Origin of the sequence: Halorubrum salsamenti (assembly GCF_007671685.1) — an archaeon.
GTDB classification, from domain to species: Archaea; Halobacteriota; Halobacteria; order Halobacteriales; family Haloferacaceae; genus Halorubrum; species Halorubrum salsamenti.
In genome coordinates, this window is record NZ_VCNL01000001.1 from 60,400 (window position 1) to 76,644 (window position 16,245).

General features: G+C 70.0%; 15 protein-coding genes. 8 read left to right on the plus strand and 7 right to left on the minus strand.

The window, feature by feature from the left end; genetic code table 11:
- Positions 1-6 precede the first annotated feature (6 nt).
- The 4 genes from FGL94_RS00320 to FGL94_RS00335 are packed head-to-tail and all read left to right on the plus strand — an operon-like array spanning position 7 to position 4,392.
- A complete protein-coding gene (locus FGL94_RS00320) occupies positions 7-846 on the plus strand; it encodes a 2,3,4,5-tetrahydropyridine-2,6-dicarboxylate N-succinyltransferase (RefSeq protein WP_144919845.1) in 840 nt (279 codons plus the stop codon).
- Complete coding sequence (gene lysA, locus FGL94_RS00325) at positions 843-2,231, plus strand: diaminopimelate decarboxylase (protein ID WP_144919847.1); 1,389 nt, start codon at positions 843-845, stop codon at positions 2,229-2,231. The genes FGL94_RS00320 and lysA overlap by 4 nt, the downstream gene beginning before the upstream one ends.
- Positions 2,228-3,157 carry a diaminopimelate epimerase gene (gene dapF / locus FGL94_RS00330; protein WP_144919849.1) on the plus strand — a complete coding sequence of 310 codons (930 nt, stop codon included), beginning with the start codon at positions 2,228-2,230 and terminating at the stop codon, positions 3,155-3,157. The genes lysA and dapF overlap by 4 nt, the downstream gene beginning before the upstream one ends.
- Positions 3,154-4,392 carry a M20 family metallopeptidase gene (locus FGL94_RS00335; RefSeq protein ID WP_144919851.1) on the plus strand — a complete coding sequence of 413 codons (1,239 nt, stop codon included), beginning with the start codon at positions 3,154-3,156 and terminating at the stop codon, positions 4,390-4,392. The genes dapF and FGL94_RS00335 overlap by 4 nt, the downstream gene beginning before the upstream one ends.
- Here FGL94_RS00335 and FGL94_RS00340 read toward each other — a convergent pair.
- Positions 4,389-4,886: a LabA-like NYN domain-containing protein gene (locus tag FGL94_RS00340; RefSeq protein ID WP_144919853.1), complete on the minus strand. Its 498-nt coding sequence runs from the start codon at positions 4,884-4,886 to the stop codon at positions 4,389-4,391. The genes FGL94_RS00335 and FGL94_RS00340 overlap by 4 nt on opposite strands.
- Positions 4,887-4,993: 107 nt before the next feature.
- Between FGL94_RS00340 and FGL94_RS00345 the strand changes: the two genes are divergently transcribed.
- The gene (locus FGL94_RS00345; protein ID WP_144919855.1) at positions 4,994-6,907 is read left to right on the plus strand and encodes an ABC transporter substrate-binding protein; all 1,914 of its coding nucleotides are present in this window, start codon (positions 4,994-4,996) and stop codon (positions 6,905-6,907) included.
- Between the two features lie 38 nt (positions 6,908-6,945).
- On the opposite strand, the gene FGL94_RS00350 is transcribed toward FGL94_RS00345, so the two are convergent.
- The 3 genes from FGL94_RS00350 to dnaJ all read right to left on the minus strand — a co-directional run bounded on the left by FGL94_RS00350 (position 6,946) and on the right by dnaJ (position 9,360).
- Positions 6,946-7,695, minus strand: a complete 750-nt coding sequence (locus FGL94_RS00350; RefSeq protein ID WP_144919857.1) for an acyl-CoA synthetase family protein — start codon at positions 7,693-7,695, stop codon at positions 6,946-6,948.
- Positions 7,696-7,798: 103 nt separating this feature from the next.
- Positions 7,799-8,119 (minus strand): cupin domain-containing protein, encoded by a 321-nt coding sequence (locus FGL94_RS00355; protein WP_144919859.1) that lies wholly within the window; start codon positions 8,117-8,119, stop codon positions 7,799-7,801.
- An 80-nt stretch (positions 8,120-8,199) separates the two neighbouring features.
- On the minus strand, positions 8,200-9,360 hold the full coding sequence (gene dnaJ, locus FGL94_RS00360) for a molecular chaperone DnaJ (RefSeq protein ID WP_144919861.1): 1,161 nt from the start codon (positions 9,358-9,360) through the stop codon (positions 8,200-8,202).
- A gap of 114 nt (positions 9,361-9,474) precedes the next feature.
- On the opposite strand from dnaJ, the gene FGL94_RS00365 reads away from it, so the two are divergent.
- Positions 9,475-11,220: a Rieske (2Fe-2S) protein gene (locus FGL94_RS00365; protein WP_144919863.1), complete on the plus strand. Its 1,746-nt coding sequence runs from the start codon at positions 9,475-9,477 to the stop codon at positions 11,218-11,220.
- Positions 11,221-11,471: 251 nt separating this feature from the next.
- Here FGL94_RS00365 and dnaK read toward each other — a convergent pair whose 3' ends face one another.
- Complete coding sequence (dnaK, locus tag FGL94_RS00370) at positions 11,472-13,412, minus strand: molecular chaperone DnaK (protein ID WP_186313300.1); 1,941 nt, start codon at positions 13,410-13,412, stop codon at positions 11,472-11,474.
- 246 nt (positions 13,413-13,658) lie between these two features.
- Positions 13,659-14,303 carry a triose-phosphate isomerase gene (tpiA, locus tag FGL94_RS00375; protein WP_144919867.1) on the minus strand — a complete coding sequence of 215 codons (645 nt, stop codon included), beginning with the start codon at positions 14,301-14,303 and terminating at the stop codon, positions 13,659-13,661.
- Between the two features lie 147 nt (positions 14,304-14,450).
- Here tpiA and FGL94_RS00380 point away from each other — a divergent pair, with 147 nt between their 5' ends.
- Positions 14,451-15,218, plus strand: a complete 768-nt coding sequence (locus tag FGL94_RS00380) for a DICT sensory domain-containing protein (RefSeq protein WP_144919869.1) — start codon at positions 14,451-14,453, stop codon at positions 15,216-15,218.
- The gene (locus FGL94_RS00385; RefSeq protein WP_144919871.1) at positions 15,215-15,634 is read left to right on the plus strand and encodes a disulfide bond formation protein B; all 420 of its coding nucleotides are present in this window, start codon (positions 15,215-15,217) and stop codon (positions 15,632-15,634) included. The genes FGL94_RS00380 and FGL94_RS00385 overlap by 4 nt, the downstream gene beginning before the upstream one ends.
- A 42-nt stretch (positions 15,635-15,676) precedes the next feature.
- Here FGL94_RS00385 and FGL94_RS00390 read toward each other — a convergent pair whose 3' ends face one another.
- Positions 15,677-16,210, minus strand: coding sequence for a multiprotein bridging factor aMBF1 (locus FGL94_RS00390; RefSeq protein WP_144919873.1), 534 nt, complete (start codon positions 16,208-16,210; stop codon positions 15,677-15,679).
- Positions 16,211-16,245: the final 35 nt, after the last annotated feature.

Below are 16,245 nucleotides of genomic sequence, written 5' to 3' on the forward strand. Positions count from 1 at the left end.
CATTCAATGACGCTGGAAGCCGACGTATCCGATCTGTGGGACCGCTATCAGGACGGGCTGACCGCGGCCGACGCGACGGACGAGGACGCCGCCGTCGTCGACGAGTTCCTCGCCGCGCTGGAGGCCGGCGAGGTCCGGGCCGCCGAGAAGACCGGCGACGACGTGACCTCGTGGGAGGCCAACGAGTGGGTCAAGCGAGGCATCCTGCTCAACTTCGGCCTGCGCGAGACCGAGGCGCGCGAGTACGGCGGCGTGACCTACCACGACGTGCTCCCGCTGCGCGACACCGACGACCTCGGCGAGCGCGGCACCCGAAACACGCCGGACGGCACCGCGATCCGCCGGGGCGCCTACCTCGGCAGCGACTGCATCATGATGAGCCCCTCGTTCGTCAACATGGGAGCGTACGTCGGCGACGGCACCCTCGTCGACTCGTGTGACACGGTCGGCTCCTGCGCCCAGCTCGGCGAGAACGTCAAGCTCGGCGCCAACACGCTGATCGGCGGCGTCCTCGAACCGGTCGAGGACGCGCCGGTGATCGTCGAGGACGGCGTCTCGCTCGGCGCCGGCTGTCGCGTCACCTCGGGCTTCCGCGTCGGTGAGAACAGTATCGTCGGCGAGAACACCCTGCTTACCCCCCGCATCCCCGTCTACGACCTCGTCGAGGAGGAGGTCGTCTACGGCCACCTCCCGGCCGAGCGCCGGGCGTTCACACGGATGGTGGAGTCGTCCGTCGGCGACCACGACCTGTTCGAGGGCGGCGCGTACAAGCCCGCGGTCGTCGCCACCCACGTCGAGGAGGAGACGCTGGAGGCGACGCAGCGGGAGGACGCGCTCCGCGAATGAGCGACTGCGACGCGGCCGCGGAACCGACCGCCGAACCCTCCGACCGCGACACCGCCGCTGGCAACCCGCCGGTCCGGCGCGTGAGCGACTGGAGCGCCGACCGCCTCGCCGACCTCGCGAGCGAGCACGGCACCCCCCTCTACGTGCAGGACCTCGACCGCGTGCGCGAGAACTGCGAGCGCCTGCGCGACGCCTTCCCGGACGCCGACGTGCGGTACGCGGTGAAGGCACACACCGGCCGGGCCGTGCTGGATGCGGTCCGCGAGGCGGGGCTCGACGCCGAGTGCGCCTCGGCGGGCGAGGTCGACCGCGCGCTCGCGGCCGGCTTCGGCGGCGGCCGGCTCCACTACACCGCGGTCAACCCGCCCGCCGGCGACCTCGACTACGTCGTCGACGTCGCAGAGGCGGAGCCGGACCTCACGGTCACCGTCGGCGCCGTCGACACCCTCGACCGCCTCGCCGAGCGCGGCTACGACGGCCGGGTCTGCGTCCGGGTAAATCCCGGCGTGGGCGCGGGCCACCACGAGAAGGTCCGGACGGGCGGCGCGGCGAAGTTCGGGATCCCCTACGACCGGGCCGCGGCGGCGACGCGGGACGCGGCCGAGCGCTTCGACGTGGTCGGGATCCACGCGCACGCCGGCTCCGGCATCGACCCGGACCAGCTCGACAGCCACCGCGAGCTGGTCGCGCGGATGGGCGAACTGGCGCGAGAGCTGGCAGATCCAGACGACGACACTCCCCCTCCCGACATCGAGTACGTCGACGTCGGCGGCGGCTTCGGCGTCCCTTACGAGGAGGAGGAGCCGCCGCTCGACCTCCCGGCCGTCGCCGAGGCGACGCGAGAGGCGGTCGCGCCCCTCCCCGCGGGCGTCGATCTCGCGATCGAGCCCGGGAGGTACGTCGTCGCCGACGCGGGCGTGCTCCTGACGCGCGTGAACACGGTGAAGCCGACGCCGGACGAGCGCGTCGTCGGCGTCGACGCCGGGATGACGGACCTGCTGCGCCCGGCGATGTACGACGCCTACCACCCGATCCGGAACCTCGGGGGCGGGCGGGAGAGCGACGGGAGCGACGCTCCCACCCCCGAGGATCGGTCGGCAACCCCTGTCACAGTCGCCGGACCTATCTGTGAGACCGGCGATACCCTCTGTACAGACCGAGCGCTCGCCGACCCGGCACGCGGGGACCTCCTCGCGGTCGGGATCGCGGGCGCGTACGGATACGAGATGGCGAACCAATACAACTCACGACCGCGGCCGGCGGAGGTCGCGCTCGACGACGGGACCGCGGCGGTCGTCCGCCGCCGAGAGACGCTCGGCGACCTGACGACGGTCGAGCGAGACGCGAACCGGAACCGAGCCGACGGAACGGGGGCGGACCGATGAGCACCCACGCCGTCCCGTTCGAGAAGTACCACGGCACGGGCAACGACTTCATCGTCGTCGACGCGGACGCCGATGTCGTCGGCGACCGCGCGGCCTTCGCTCGCGCGCACTGCGACCGCGAGACGGGCGTCGACGGGACGGACTTCGGCGCCGAGAGAGACAGTGAATCGATCGGCCGACGCGGCGCCGACGGCGTCCTCTTCCTCAGCGTCGAGGAGCGGTTCAACCCCACCCGCGTCGTAATGACGCTCGTCCAGCCCGACGGCTCCACGGCGACGATGTGCGGCAACGGCGCCCGCGTCGTCGCGCTGTGGGCCCACGACCGGACGGGCGACCGCGAGTTCATGATCGACACGCAGGCCGGAACCCGGCGCGCCTCCGTGAACGCGGACGCGACCGCGGCCACCATCGAGATGGGCGAGCCGACGTTCGCCCCCGCGAGGGTCCCCCTCGCCCGCGACGCGCCCCTGATCGACGAGCCGGTCGAGGGCCTGACGGTCACCGCCGTCAACACCGGGGTCCCGCACGCGGTGGCGTTCGTCGACGGCGGCCGCGACGCTCCCGACGGGATCGACGCGATCGACCTCGACGCGGTCGCGCCGCCGGTCCGCCACGCCGAGGTCTTCCCCGAGGGCGCGAACGTGAACCTCGCGAGCGTCGTCGATGACGGTTCCGGTGACGGCCCCGCCGTCATCGACCAGCGCACCTTCGAACGCGGCGTCGAGGGCGAGACCCGCTCCTGCGGCACCGGCGCGGTCGCGATCGTCGCGGCCGCGCGACGGCTCGGGCTGATCGACGGCGAGTCGGCGGTCAGCCGTCCCCCGGGCGGCGAGCTGGAGATCGCGGTTCCCGACCGCGGCCACGCGACCCTGACCGGTCCCGTCGCCCGCGAGTACGAGGGAACGCTCCCGGTCGACCCGCGATGAGCGAGGCGGCGTTCGACTCGGTCTCATTCTTGGAGCAGGCGGTCCGAACGCCCTCTCACCAATCGGTCGACGAGATGCGGGACCTCGCCGTCGAGACGCTCGACCGGTTCGGGATCGAGAGCGAGGTCGCCGCCGGCGGCTGCGTGCTCGCCGAGAAGCGCTCGGACGCGCCCGACGACGGGCCGCACCTCGTGTTGAACACCCACCTCGACACGGTGACGCCGCACGTTCCCTTCGATCGCGGGGACGCTCGCGAAGACGAGCGAGGCGACTCCGCCTCCACCGATCCCGCCTCTAACGACGGATCCGGAGACGTGATCCGCGGCCGCGGCGCCTGCGACGCGAAGGGGCCGCTCGCCGCGCTGCTGTCGGGGTTCCTCGCTGCCGAACCGGACTGCGGGCGGCTCACGCTGGCGCTCACCCCGGACGAGGAGTCGCTGTCGCTCGGCGCGGCCGCGCTGACCGGTCGCTCGCCCGGGACCGAGGACCGGCTCGACGGCGACCTGTTCCTCGTCGGCGAGCCGACGGGTCTCGACGTCTGTACCGCCGCGAAGGGGCGGTTTCAGGGGACCGTGGAGCTGTCGGGGACCGCGGCCCACGCCGCGGAGTTCGCGGGGGCGAACGCGGTCGCGGCCGCCGAGGGCGCGCTCGCGGCGATCCGAACGTTCGACGACGGCGCCGACGGACACCCCCAGCTCGGCCCGCCGAAGCTCACCCCCACCGTCATCGGGGGCGGCGGTGCGACGAACCAGGTGCCCGCGGACTGCGAGATCACCGTTGACCGACGGAGCGTCCCGCCCGAGACCGCCGAGGGGTTCCGGTCGTCGCTCGCGGACGCGGTACGGGAGTCGACGCCCAACGACGTCGGCGTCGCGGTCGCGCTGACGGACCGCGAGTCGCCGTTCTTCGAGGCGTTCTCGACGGACCCGGACCACGAACTGGTGGAAGCGGTCGCGAGCGCGGCTCGGACCGCCGGCGAGTCGGTTGGGCTCTCTGCGGACCGCGGCGGCACCGCCCGCCCCTTCGGTGCGGCGACGGAGGCGTCGTACTTCGCGCCGGCGCCGACGGTCGTGTTCGGCCCCGGCGACCTCGCGGACGACGCCGGGGCGGTCGCGCACGCCGAGCGGGAGTACGTCCGGGTCAGCGAGGTCGAGGCGGCCGCGGAGACCGTCGAACGGTCGATCGCGGCCCTACTCGGAGACACGGGTACGACGGCGGGCGGAGACGCGGTCTAGAGGAGGAACGTCTCCTCCTCTTCCGCGAGGTCGACGAAGTCGTCGGCGGCGTCGATCAGTTCGTCGGCGGCGGAGTTGCCGAAGCCCATGGCCTCGACGCGGACCCCCTCGTGGCGGAGGTGCGAGCAGAGCCGGGCGAAGTCGCCGTCGCCGGTACAGAGCACCACCGTGTCGACGTGGCTCGCTAGCGAGACGGCGTCGAGGCTTATCCCGAGGTCCCAGTCGGCTTTCTTCGAGCCGTCGGCGAACGTCTTGATGTCCTTGATCTTCGTCTCGAAGCCGATGTCGCGCAACGCCTCGAAGAAGCTCTCCTCCTCCGGCGAGTCGGCGCGGATCACGTACGCGATGGCTCGAACGAGCGATCGGTCGTTGACAGCCTCTTCTAGTAGTCCCGAGTAGTCGATATTTCGAGAGTACACGCTCTGTGCGGAGTGATACAGATTTTGTGAGTCGGCGAGCACTGCGACGCGCTGATCGGGGTGGATTTCGGTCATACGCCCCGTTCGACCCGGTGGCTTAGGGGTTTTGGGATCCGTCTGTCTTGTCGCGCAAGTCGATGTCGATCTGGGTGTTTTTGTATTCCTTCTTATTTGATTAGAACGTGCTACGGCAGCGTGATCACGGTAGAACTGACAGAGAGAGTTATGTTGGCCGGCGGCAATGGCTCTCCGCGCTCGGTGCCGCCGGCGTCGCGCCGCTGGCCGGCTGTTCCGACCGGGGCGGCGACGGCGGCGATGAGGTCAGCGGAAGGGACGGCGGGGACGGACGTGACGGAAGCGGCGGTGGCGACACCGTGTCAGCCGGTCGCTTCCCGCGGTTCGGCGTCGACGACCTGTACGGCGAGGAGGTCGCTCGCGACCTCGCGCGGCAGGCGTTCGAGGGGTCCGAGTACGACTACGGCTTCGACGACGGGGACCTGATCACCCCCGAGGGCGACCAGGTCGAACTCGATATCTACCACCGTGCAGACCAAGGTGTCTCACGGGCCACCGCCGAGTTCATCGCCCGGGAACTCGGCAACAACCTCGGCATCGACGTCGTCCCCCAGGCGATCGACGGCACCCGGTTCAACAACGAGTACTGGACCGCCGAGCCGCAGGGCGGTACCGACACCGTCGACGGGGAAGAGATCGAGTGGGCGGACCCGACGCCGCAGAACCCTGGCCCGCGGTCCGTCACGAGCGAGGAGCCGTGGGACATGTCGATCGTGTTCGGGCTGAACACACATCCACTCAACCCTCTGGCGAACGAGATGTTCTTCGACGGTGCCAACCCGTTTTACAACCCGGTCGGCTACTACCCCGAGTTCGACGCTACCGGGCTGTTCGAGGACGCTCGACAGGCGACCGGCCGCGACGAACTTCGGCGGGCATTCGTCGACCTCTTCGAGAGCCTCGCCCGCGAACAACCGTACATCACGCTGCTGGTCAGAGACGACCTCATCGGTTACAACTCCGACCTCAACGGGCCGGTCGGGAACTTCTCGAACGGCTGGGACCTGCCGGCGTGGTACTTCGACGACCCCACCGTCTCCGGGTCGTACGACACCGTCACTTCGGACGGATTCACGACGCTGAACCCGCTGTACAACACTGAGAGCGGCGATCAGACGGCGATAGCCCGTGCGCTCGATCGGGGGTACACCTTCGACGCGAACCAGGAGTACGTCCCGCTCCTGTACGATATGTCCACCGAGGACGGCGAGGTGTGGACGTTTGACGTCCGAGAGAACCTCCGGTTCAGCGAGCCGTACGGACGGGTGACGGCGGAGGACTTCGTCTACCTGATTCAGCGGCTCCACCAGAGCGACTGGGCGAACACGGCGGCGTCCAGTAGTTGGGACGGCGTTGAGGTCGAGCAGACCGGGGAGTTCCGGTTCGAGGCGACGCTGGAGACGCCGAACCCGCTGTGGCCTCGGACGAACGACCCGCTCCTGTATCCGATCCCGCGTGGCTTGGTCGAACCGTACGTCGAGGAGGAGGACGTCGACGGGCTCGAACAGGACGAGAAGCTGCTGGAGCTCCGGTTCACCGGCAACCTCGGAGCGTTCACCCTCGACGAGTGGAACCGCGGCTCCGGTACGGAGTACACCCGCAACGACGAGTACTACCTGCGTGACGTCGACGAGGGGCCGGACCTGTTCGCCGAGGGGCCGCTGTTCGAGGAGGCATCGATCAGCGTCGTCGAGGACCAGGCGTCCCGTCTCGACGCCTTGGAGACCGGAGAGGGCGACTCGGTCGCCGTCCCGCCGGAGCAGTACGAGTCGTACGACGAACGCGACGGCGTGACAGTCCGGCAGGTGCCCACCGCTTACAACACGATCGTCTCCGTGAACCAGCGTGCGAACGGATGGAACGCCGGTCCGGGAAACCTGTTCCAGCGCGTTCCGTTCCGGCAGGCGCTGGCGTCGGCGATCAGCAAAGATCGGCTCATTCAGGACGTCTACCGTGGGCTCGCGGAGCCGCACTTCACCTGGCAGCCTCGCTGGTCCGAGTTCCATCCGGGCGACGACTGATCTCCCGGCGCTACCGATCTCCGAGTAGCGGCTCGCCCTCAACGGGTCTCGAGCGCCGGAAGCGTCGCCCGCTCCGGCTCCGGCGGCTCGGGGTCGGTGTCACCGACGACCACCGCCAGATCGCCGCGGGACTCGCCGTTCTCGCGGCCGGAACCCCTCTCCGTCAACACGATCGTTCCGCCGACCGAGAGCGGCGCGACCACCCCGGCGGCCAGCGCCCGTGGGTCCGAGAGGTCGCTCCGGAGGACGACCCGGGTCTCAGCGTCGATCCCGTGTCGCTCGGCGGCCGAAGCCGCCGCCGCGAGGAGGGCTCGGTGGGTGACCTCGCCGGCGGCGGCGCGGACGACCGGGTCGTCGGGACCGACCGCGCTCGGCGGCATTCCCGGGTTCTCGCTCCACAGCTCCTGTTCCCAGTGGGTCGTCTCGGGGCGGTCCGGCGGGCCACCGAAGGCGGCGAGGTTGGTTCCGGGTGCCGGTTCGGTCGCCGCCTCGTCCTCGATGGAGACGAGGACCACACGGTCTCCCCGTTCGATCCCCGCCGCGGGCGCGAACCGGACCGGGGCGCCCATCCCCGCGGCACCTAAAAAGGCGAGCGTCGTGTGGAGTCCCGGCGTCGGATCGACGGCGACCGTCGACCCCTCGCGGGCGCCGAGATAGCGCAACACGTTGGCGGCCTTGTACGCGTTGGTGATCAGATCTCGATACGTGCGTTCGCGGCCGTCGGCCGTGACGAGCGCGGTGTCGCGGCTCCGCCGGTCGCGGGCAAGCAAGTCGCCGACGACGTCCATACGCGGGGCTCGGTGCGGGTAGGACTTAAAAACGTGGAGGCGTTCTCGGGAGCCGCGAGCCGTGGTCAGGAGCCGGGGACCGCGAGTCGGGACGGGGCCGCGCTCAGGGCGCGCCGGCGATGACCATCTTCGAGCCGTCCGCGGAGAACGACAGATCGCGGGTGGAGTCGGCGTCGACCCGGACCGCGTCGCCGGGCCCGAGCTCGACGGGGTCGCCGTCGACGATGAGTGTCGCCTCGCCGTGGAGCAGCACGTACACCTCCTCGTGGCCCTCCTCGGCGTGGTCGTGTTCCATCCCCTCCCAGCCGTCGTCGGCCTCCACGACAGTGACTCCGAGTTCCTCGCAGCCGAGCGCGTCGCGGAGGAAGTACATTCCGGGGGAGACCGGTTCCACGTCGTCGTAGGCGGTCGTGTCGTAGCCCATATCGGGGGAAGGGGCCGGACCGCGGAAAAGGTACGGGTCGGAGAAGGCCGAACGGCGAGGAAGGGATCGCCGAAGGACGCTTAAAACGAACTCTTCAGCTTCTCGAAGAACCCGCCGCCGACGTCGACGTCCTCGCCGCCGGCCTCGGCGAACGCCTCCAGCGCCTCGCGCTGTTCCTCGTTGAGCGAGTCGGGGATCACGACGCCCACCTGCACGTAGAGGTCGCCGCGCCCGCGCCGACGGAGCCGTGGCATCCCTTTCCCCTTGAGACGGAACGTCTCGCCGCTCTGGGTGCCGGCCGGCACGTCCATCTCGACGCTGCCGTCGACCGTCTCGACCTCGATGGTGTCGCCGAAGACGGCCTGCGGGAAGGAGACGGCCTCGCTCACCCGGAGGTCGTCGCCGTCGCGCTCGAACCGGTCGCCGACGTCCACGTCGACCTCGATCAGCAGGTCGCCCTTCGGGCCGCCGTTCTCGCCGGGCGCGCCCTCGCGCTCCATCCGGAGGCTCTGTCCCGAGCGGATCCCCGCGGGGATCTCGACCGAGAGCGTCGCCTCCTCCCGGACGACGCCGTCGCCGCCGCAGTCGGCGCAGTCCTCGCTGTACAGCTCGCCGGACCCTTCACACCGGGGACACGTCGAGGTCTGCTGGACGCGACCGAGCGGCGTCTGCTGGACCTGCTGGACCTGCCCGCGCCCGTTACACTGCGAACAGGTCTCCACGTCGGCGTCGGGCGGGTGGCCCGCGCCGTCGCAGGTGTCGCACTCGGTCGGTCGGGTGAGGGTGACCTCCTTGGTCGCGCCCTCGAACGCCTCCTCCAAGTCGATCGTGAGCCCGGTGCGGAGGTCCTGTCCCTGACGGGGTCGGTTGCCGCCACCGCCGCCGCGGCCGCCGCCACCGCCGAAGAACTGGTTGAAGATGTCCTCGAAACCGCCGGCGCCGCCGGCACCCCCCGCGCCGCCGAAGGGGCCGCCCGCGCCGCCGGGACCGCCCCCGCCGGTCGCGCCGCGCTTGTCGGCCTCGGTGAAGCGGTCGTGGCCCATCTGGTCGTACTGCTGGCGCTTCTGCTCGTCGGTGAGCACCTCCTTGGCCTTCTGGATCTTCTTGAACCGCTCCTCGGCGTCGTCGTCGTCGCTGACGTCCGGGTGGTGTTTGGCGGCCTTTTTACGATACGCCTTCTTTATCTCCTCCTCGCTGGCGTCCCGCGAAACGCCCAAGACGTCGTAGAAGTCCTCACTCATTCGTTATCGACTGTAGCCGACTCAGACACTTCAAAAGCCCGGGTCGACGGCCGGCGAGCTGTCAGGTCATCGCGCCGGGGAACGGTTAAGTCGGAGCCGAGAGAACGCGCCCACATGACAACTGAAGAGTACGTTCACGTCGCCGACCTCGACGACCTCGCCGCGGAGGGGCGGGCGGTCGTCTCGGCGGGCGGTCGGGCCGTGGCGCTGTTCCACCACGAGGACGAGGTGTACGCCGTCGACAACCGGTGTCCCCACATGGGGTTCCCGCTGTCGGAGGGGAGCGTCGAGGAGGGGGTACTCACCTGTCACTGGCACCACGCGCGGTTCGAACTCGAGGCGGGCGACACGTTCGATCCGTGGGCCGACGACGTCCAGACGTTTCCGGTGGTGGCCCGTGACGGCCGCGTGTACATCGATCCGGACCCGGAACCGGACGTCCCGCCGGCGACCCGATGGCGGAACCGGCTCGCCGACGGCCTCCAGGAGAACCTGCCGCTCGTCATGGCCAAGTCGGTGGTTGGACTCGACGACCACGGCGACGGGTTCATCACGCCGCTGGAAACGGCGGTGAACTTCGGCACCCGATACCGCGCCGGCGGCTGGGGGCGCGGGCTCACGACGCTCGGCTGTCTGGCGACGCTCCACGACCACCTCGGCGGTCGGGACCGACGACGGGCGATGTTCCTCGGGGTCCGCGAGGTGGCGGCCAACTGCGCCGGCGAGCCGCCGCGGTTCCAGGGGTACTCGTTCGACAACCGCGACGTGCCGAAGGAACGGCTGCAGTCCTGGTTCCGCGACAACTGTGAGGTCCGCGACGAGGACGGCGCGGAGCGGGTGCTGTTGACCGCGGTCGACGCGCTTCCCCCTGCAGACGTCGCGGACCTGCTGTTCACGGCCGCCACCGACCACCTCTACATGAACAGCAGTCACACGCTCGACTTCATCAACACCGCCTTCGAGACGCTGGACCACGTGGGGTGGGCGGAGCACGCCGACGCCGTCCTCGCCTCGGTCGTCCCGGCGATCACCGACGCGAGCCGGTCCGAGGAGCGCTCCTCGTGGCGGAACCCGGTCGACATCGCGGCGTTGTGCTTCGACGCCGCCGACCGCCTCCCGGAACTGGTCGCCGAGGGCGAGGGCACGCGATGGAAGCGCCCCGACGACTTCGTCGAGACGCTGCTCTCCGCGGATCCCCACGAGATCATCGAGGCGCTCACCGGTGCGATCCGGTCCGGGGCCTCGGCCGAACGACTGGCCGATGCCGTCGCTCGGGCCGCGACGCACCGGGTGGCCTACTTCGCGACCAACAACGAGTTCGACGACTGGAACACCGTCCACCACACGCTGTCGTACGCCAACGCCGTCCACCGAGCGACGACGCGCACCGACACCGCGGCGCTGTACCGCGGCTGTTTCGACGGCGCGATGTCGGTGTATCTCGACCGGTTCCTCAATTCGCCGCGGGCACCGGTCCCCGAACCGGGCGACGGCGACGGCGACCGCGATCCCGAGGCGATCCGCGAGGACCTGCTCGCGTGCTTCGACGAGCAGGGCGCGGTGAACCGCGCCGGCAGGCTGGTCAACGACCACTTCGACGCGGGCGGGGATCCCGCGGCGCTCAAGCGGACGCTGAGTCGCGGCCTCCTCCGGGAGGACGCCGGCTTCCATACGATCCAGAACTTGGAGGCCGGGATCCAGCGGTTCGAGGTGATCGACGACGAGCGGGGTCGACGGCTGGCGCTGATCGCGCCGGCCCGATACATGGCCGCACACTTCCCGACGCGCCGCGAGAACGAACAGACCTTCTCGATCGCGACACGGCTCCATCGCGGCGAGAAGCTTCACGAGGCGACGTGACGGCCGCTCAAGAGGAGCGTCCGGCGTAGTCGGACGGTAACTCGACCGCGGATCGAGCGGGTCCGCATCGGCTCGCGCTCAGGCGAACACCGCCCGCGCGGGAGAACGCGACGGCTCCTCGTCGTCCTCGCCGACTACTCCTCCTCGTCGTCCTCGCCGACTACTCCTCCTCGTCGTCCTCGCCGACTACTCCTCCTCGTCGTCCACGTCACCAGCACTGCGTCGCAGTTCTGGTTGGCTGATGAGACCGACTACTCGTCGTCGTTCTCATCAACGTCCTCGAAGTCGGCGTCGACGTACTCCTCGTCGTCGCCGTCGGCACCCGCACCGCCTGCACCGCCGGGGCCAGCGCCGCCCGGACCGGCGGCGCCGCCCATGCCGCCCATCCCGCCGGGACCGGCGCCGGCGGCACCGCCCGCGCCGCCCGGACCGGCCTGAGCGGCCTGTCCCTCGTACATCTGCTTGCCGATCTCCTGCAGCTCCTCGGAGAGGGCTTCGGTGGCGGACTCAATCTCGTCGGTGTCGGCGTCCTCGTCCTCGAGGACCGCCTCGACGTCCTCGATCGCCGCCTCGATGTCGGCGACGAGCTCGTCGTCGTCGAGATCCTCCTCGTTCTCCTCTAGGAGGGTCTCGGCGCGCTGGATCGTCGTCTCGGCCTCGTTGCGGGCCTCGATCCGCTCGCGGCGGGCCTCGTCCTCCTCCTTGTGCTTCTCGGCCTCCTCCTGCATCTCCTCGATCTCCTCGTCGGAGAGGCCGACGCCGCCCTCGATGGTGATCGACTCGGCGTTGCCCGAGCCCTGGTCCTCGGCCTCCACGTTGACGATGCCGTTCTCGTCGATGTTGAAGGAGACCTCGATCTGGGGCGTTCCGGCGGGCGCCGGCGGGATGCCGGAGAGCTGGAACGCGCCGAGCAGCTCGTTCTCGTCGGCGATCTCGCGCTCGCCCTGGAAGACGCGGACGTTGACGGAGGTCTGGTTGTCGGCGGCCGTGGTGAACACCTTCGACTCCTCGGTCGGAATCGTGGTGTTCTTCTCGATGAGCCGCTCGAAGAGGCCGCCCTTCACCTCGATCCCGAGCGAGAGCGGGGTCACGTCCAGCAGGACGATGTCGTCGACGTCGCCGGAGAGCACGCCGCCCTGGACCGCCGCGCCGAGCGCGACCGCCTCGTCGGGGTTGACGTTCTTCTTCGGCTCCTGTCCGACGAGCTCCTCGACCTGCTCCTGGACCTGCGGCATCCGGGTGGAGCCGCCGACGAGGATGACCTCGTCGATGTCCGACTTGGCGTAGTCGGCGTCGGAGAGCGCCTGCTCGGTCGGTTCGACGGTGCGCTCGATGAGGTCGGACGTGAGGTTCTCGAACGTCGCGCGGGTGACGGACTGCTCGAGGTGGACCGGACCGCTGTCGGTCGCGGTGATGAAGGGGAGGTTGACGGTGGTCTCCTTCTTGTTGGACAGCTCGATCTTCGCCTCCTCGGCGGCGTCCTTCAGGCGCTGAAGCGCCTGCCGGTCGTCGCGGAGGTCGATCCCGTGGTCGTTCTGGAACTCGTCGGCGAGGTGGTCGATGAGCGCCTCGTCCCAGTCGTCGCCGCCGAGGTCGTTGTCCCCGTTCGTGGCGACGACCTCGTAGACGCCGCCGCCGAGGTCGAGGACCGACACGTCGAACGTGCCGCCCCCGAGGTCGTACACGAGGACCGTCTGGTCGGACTCGTCGTCGAGGCCGTACGCCATGGAGGCCGCGGTCGGCTCGTTAACGATGCGCTCGACCTCGAAGCCGGCGATCTCGCCGGCGTCCTTGGTCGCCTGGCGCTGCTTGTCGTTGAAGTACGCGGGGACGGTGATGACAGCCTTCTCCACGTCGTCGCCGAGGTACTCCTCGGCGTCGCGCTTGATCTTCTGGAGGATCATCGCCGAGACCTGCTCCGGCGTGTACTCCTCGTCGCCGATCTCGACGGTGTAGCCGTCCTCGCCCATGTGCCGCTTGATCGACTGGATCGTGCGGTCGGGGTTCTGGACGGCCTGGTTCTTCGCCGGCTTGCCGACGAGTCGCTCGCCGTCGTCGGCGAAGGCGACGACCGACGGGGTCGTCCGGTCGCCTTCCGCGTTGGCGATGATCTCGGGCTCGTCGCCCTCCATCACCGCGAACGCGGAGTTGGTGGTACCGAGGTCGATACCGAGGATTTTGTTGCTCGCCATCTTACCCAAATGTACCGGCTTGTGTCGGTTAAAGGTTACTAGACGGAGCGATCTCGACGAACAGCCGATCCCGACGCAGTCATGCGGTTTCTCCGATCGTGTGAACGCGTCGCACCGGTGTCTTTATACCGATCCGCAAGCGCAGCAACACGATCCGGATCCGGGAGTCGCGGGTTCGGATGCCGACCGACGCTGCGGGGCTCTCAGATCCCGCTGATGAGGCTCTCAGATCCCGTCGAGGGGCCCTCAGATCCCGCTGACGAGATCCTCCAGCACGGCCTCCGGGTCGTCGGCCTTTGCGACGCCGGAGGCCAGCAGGACGCCCGCGGCACCGAGGTCGCCGGCGGCGGCCACGTCCTCGCCGGTCGAGACGCCGGCGCCGCAGAACACGTCGACGTCGGGGTCGACGGCCTCGGCGGCCGCGACCGCGTCCTCGACGATCCCGGGGTCGGCCGTCGAGACGGAGACGTCGCCGCCGATCAGCTCCGGCGGCTCGACGGCGACCGCGTCGGGGCCGAGCGCGGCGGCGGCGCCGACCTGCGCGGGGTTGTTCGCGCAGACGATCGTCTCCAGGTCGGCGCGCTCGGCCGCGCGGACGGAGCCGTCGATGTCGGCGAGCTTCAGCCGGTTCTCGGAGTGGTTGACGAGCGTCCCCTCGGCGCCGTTGTCGGCGACCGCCTCGGCGAGCGTCGACCCGGTGTGGGAGCCGTGGGCGTTCGGCGAGACGTGCTGGGCCCACGTCTCGACGCCGGTGTCGGCGACGCGGGCGACGTCGGCGGCCTGGGGCGAGACCCCGATCCGCGCGCCGGACGCCTCGGCCACGTCGCGGGCGGCGGTCGCGACTTCGATCGGGTCACACGGGTACGCCTTGAGGTTCACCAGGATGAACATACTCTCATTCGGGGTGCGCGGCGCAAATAGCTTCATACTTCGGCGACGCTCCATCGGCGCGTCCGCGCGGACCCCGAGACCAGGGCCCGTTTGCGACCCCGAGAGCAGAAACGACCTTATACCACGCCACTGTGGGTCCGACAAGGGATGTCCCTCATCGAGCTCATCGCCGGCGTGGAAGCTCACGAGGCCACGTTAACCGTCTTCAACGTCGACCCCGAGGTCGCGGAGGAGCTTCGGGAGCACTTCGCCGACCGCAACATCCGGATCGTCGAAGAACGGACCGCCGCCGGCCCGGAGGAGTTCGCCGTGCTCTCGCGGGACGGCGAGTTCGTCACGGCCGTGACCGTCGACGACCTGTTGCCGCGGCCGGGCGGAAACGGGAAGCCGGAAGCCGATGCATCGGGAGACGGAGAGCCGACCGACGACCGCGTCGGGGGGCCGGTGTTGGACCATCTCGACGAGACGATGTTCACCTCCTACTCCCGTGCGGACATGGTCGCCGCGTCCCGCGAGATCGAGGATCGCGCGTGGCGGGTCGGCGACGGGGAGCTCCACGCCGGGTTCCAGACGCTCGACGTGCTCACGGGCGAGTCGGACACCTACGACCTGCTCGGCGAGAAGGAGCGCCTCGACGTGCACGCGTACGCCGCCGACGAGGGCGACGCCCCCGACGTGGAACACTACGCCGTCCACGTCGGCGAGACCGCCGAGATCCGCGAGACGTGGTTCGTCGCGTACGACGGCGGCGGGTACGACGACGCGAAGTGCGCGCTGCTCGCCGAGGAGCGCGCACCGGGCGAGTTCTACGGGTTCTGGAGCTACGACCCCGAGACGGTCGACTACGTCATCGACTACCTGACGGAACGGTACGGCGGATCGGAACGAACGGACGACGGCGGGGCCACGGTGTGACGAGGCGCCCCTCGGTGACGACGCTCTGGCTGTCGGTCGCGGCGTTCGTCGCGACGGTCGCGACCGCGGGGAGTCTCTGGTTCAGCCTCGGGCTCGGTCTCACGCCCTGCGATCTGTGTTGGTACCAGCGGATCGCCATGTACCCGCTCGTCGCGGTGCTCGGCGTCGCCGCCGTGGAGAAGCGAGCGGCGGTCGTCGGGACCGCGCTCCCGCTCGTGGCTCTCGGACTGAGCCTCGCCGCCTACCACTCGTTCCTTCAAGCGACGGTGACGGAGTGCACGCTCGGCGGCCCGTGCGCGGCCGTTCAGTGGCAGAGCCCCGTGGTCGGGCTCACGATCCCGAACCTCTCGCTCGTCGCGTTCGCGCTGCTCGCGGTCCTGCTCGCCGGGATGTGGGTTCGGGTCGGACGGCGGTGACCGGCGGGAGAACGGGAGGGCGGTCGCGGACGGATCCGGGCGTCAGTCCTTCCGCTTGACCACGTCGCCGAGCGTCATCGTCCCGGCGTCGCCGCTGTCCCAGTCGGCGTCGTCGACCGACTCGCCCTCGACCAGCGAGATGTCGAGCGCGCTCTCCAGCTTCCGCTGGATGTCGTCGGTGGGGAGCGTGTCGCCGCGCTCCAGCTTGCGGATGAGGCTCGCCTTCTCGTTGAGCTGGTTCGCCAGCTCCTCCTGGCTGAGATCGCGGGACTCGCGGGCGTTTCGGATCTGGTCGTCGTAGTCCGTGGCGATCTCGTCCATGTCGTCGAACATGTCGCGCGGACGCGTCGAGCCGCCCGACGAGCCGGACGACCCGTCCGAGGAGCCGGAGGAGGACCCGGACGACTTCCCGGTGCTCGAACTCGTGGAGTACTTGCTGCCGCCGGAGCCGGTCGACTCGTCGCGGACCTCGGTACCGAAGTCCGTACACGAGCTACACAGCTCCAGCTCGGCGCCTTCGACCTTCGTCGTCGTCAGCGAGGCCTCGTCGGCGCCACACATCTCACACTGGGGCATACGCGACGGTAGCGCTCCCGGTGGTATAAAGGGTG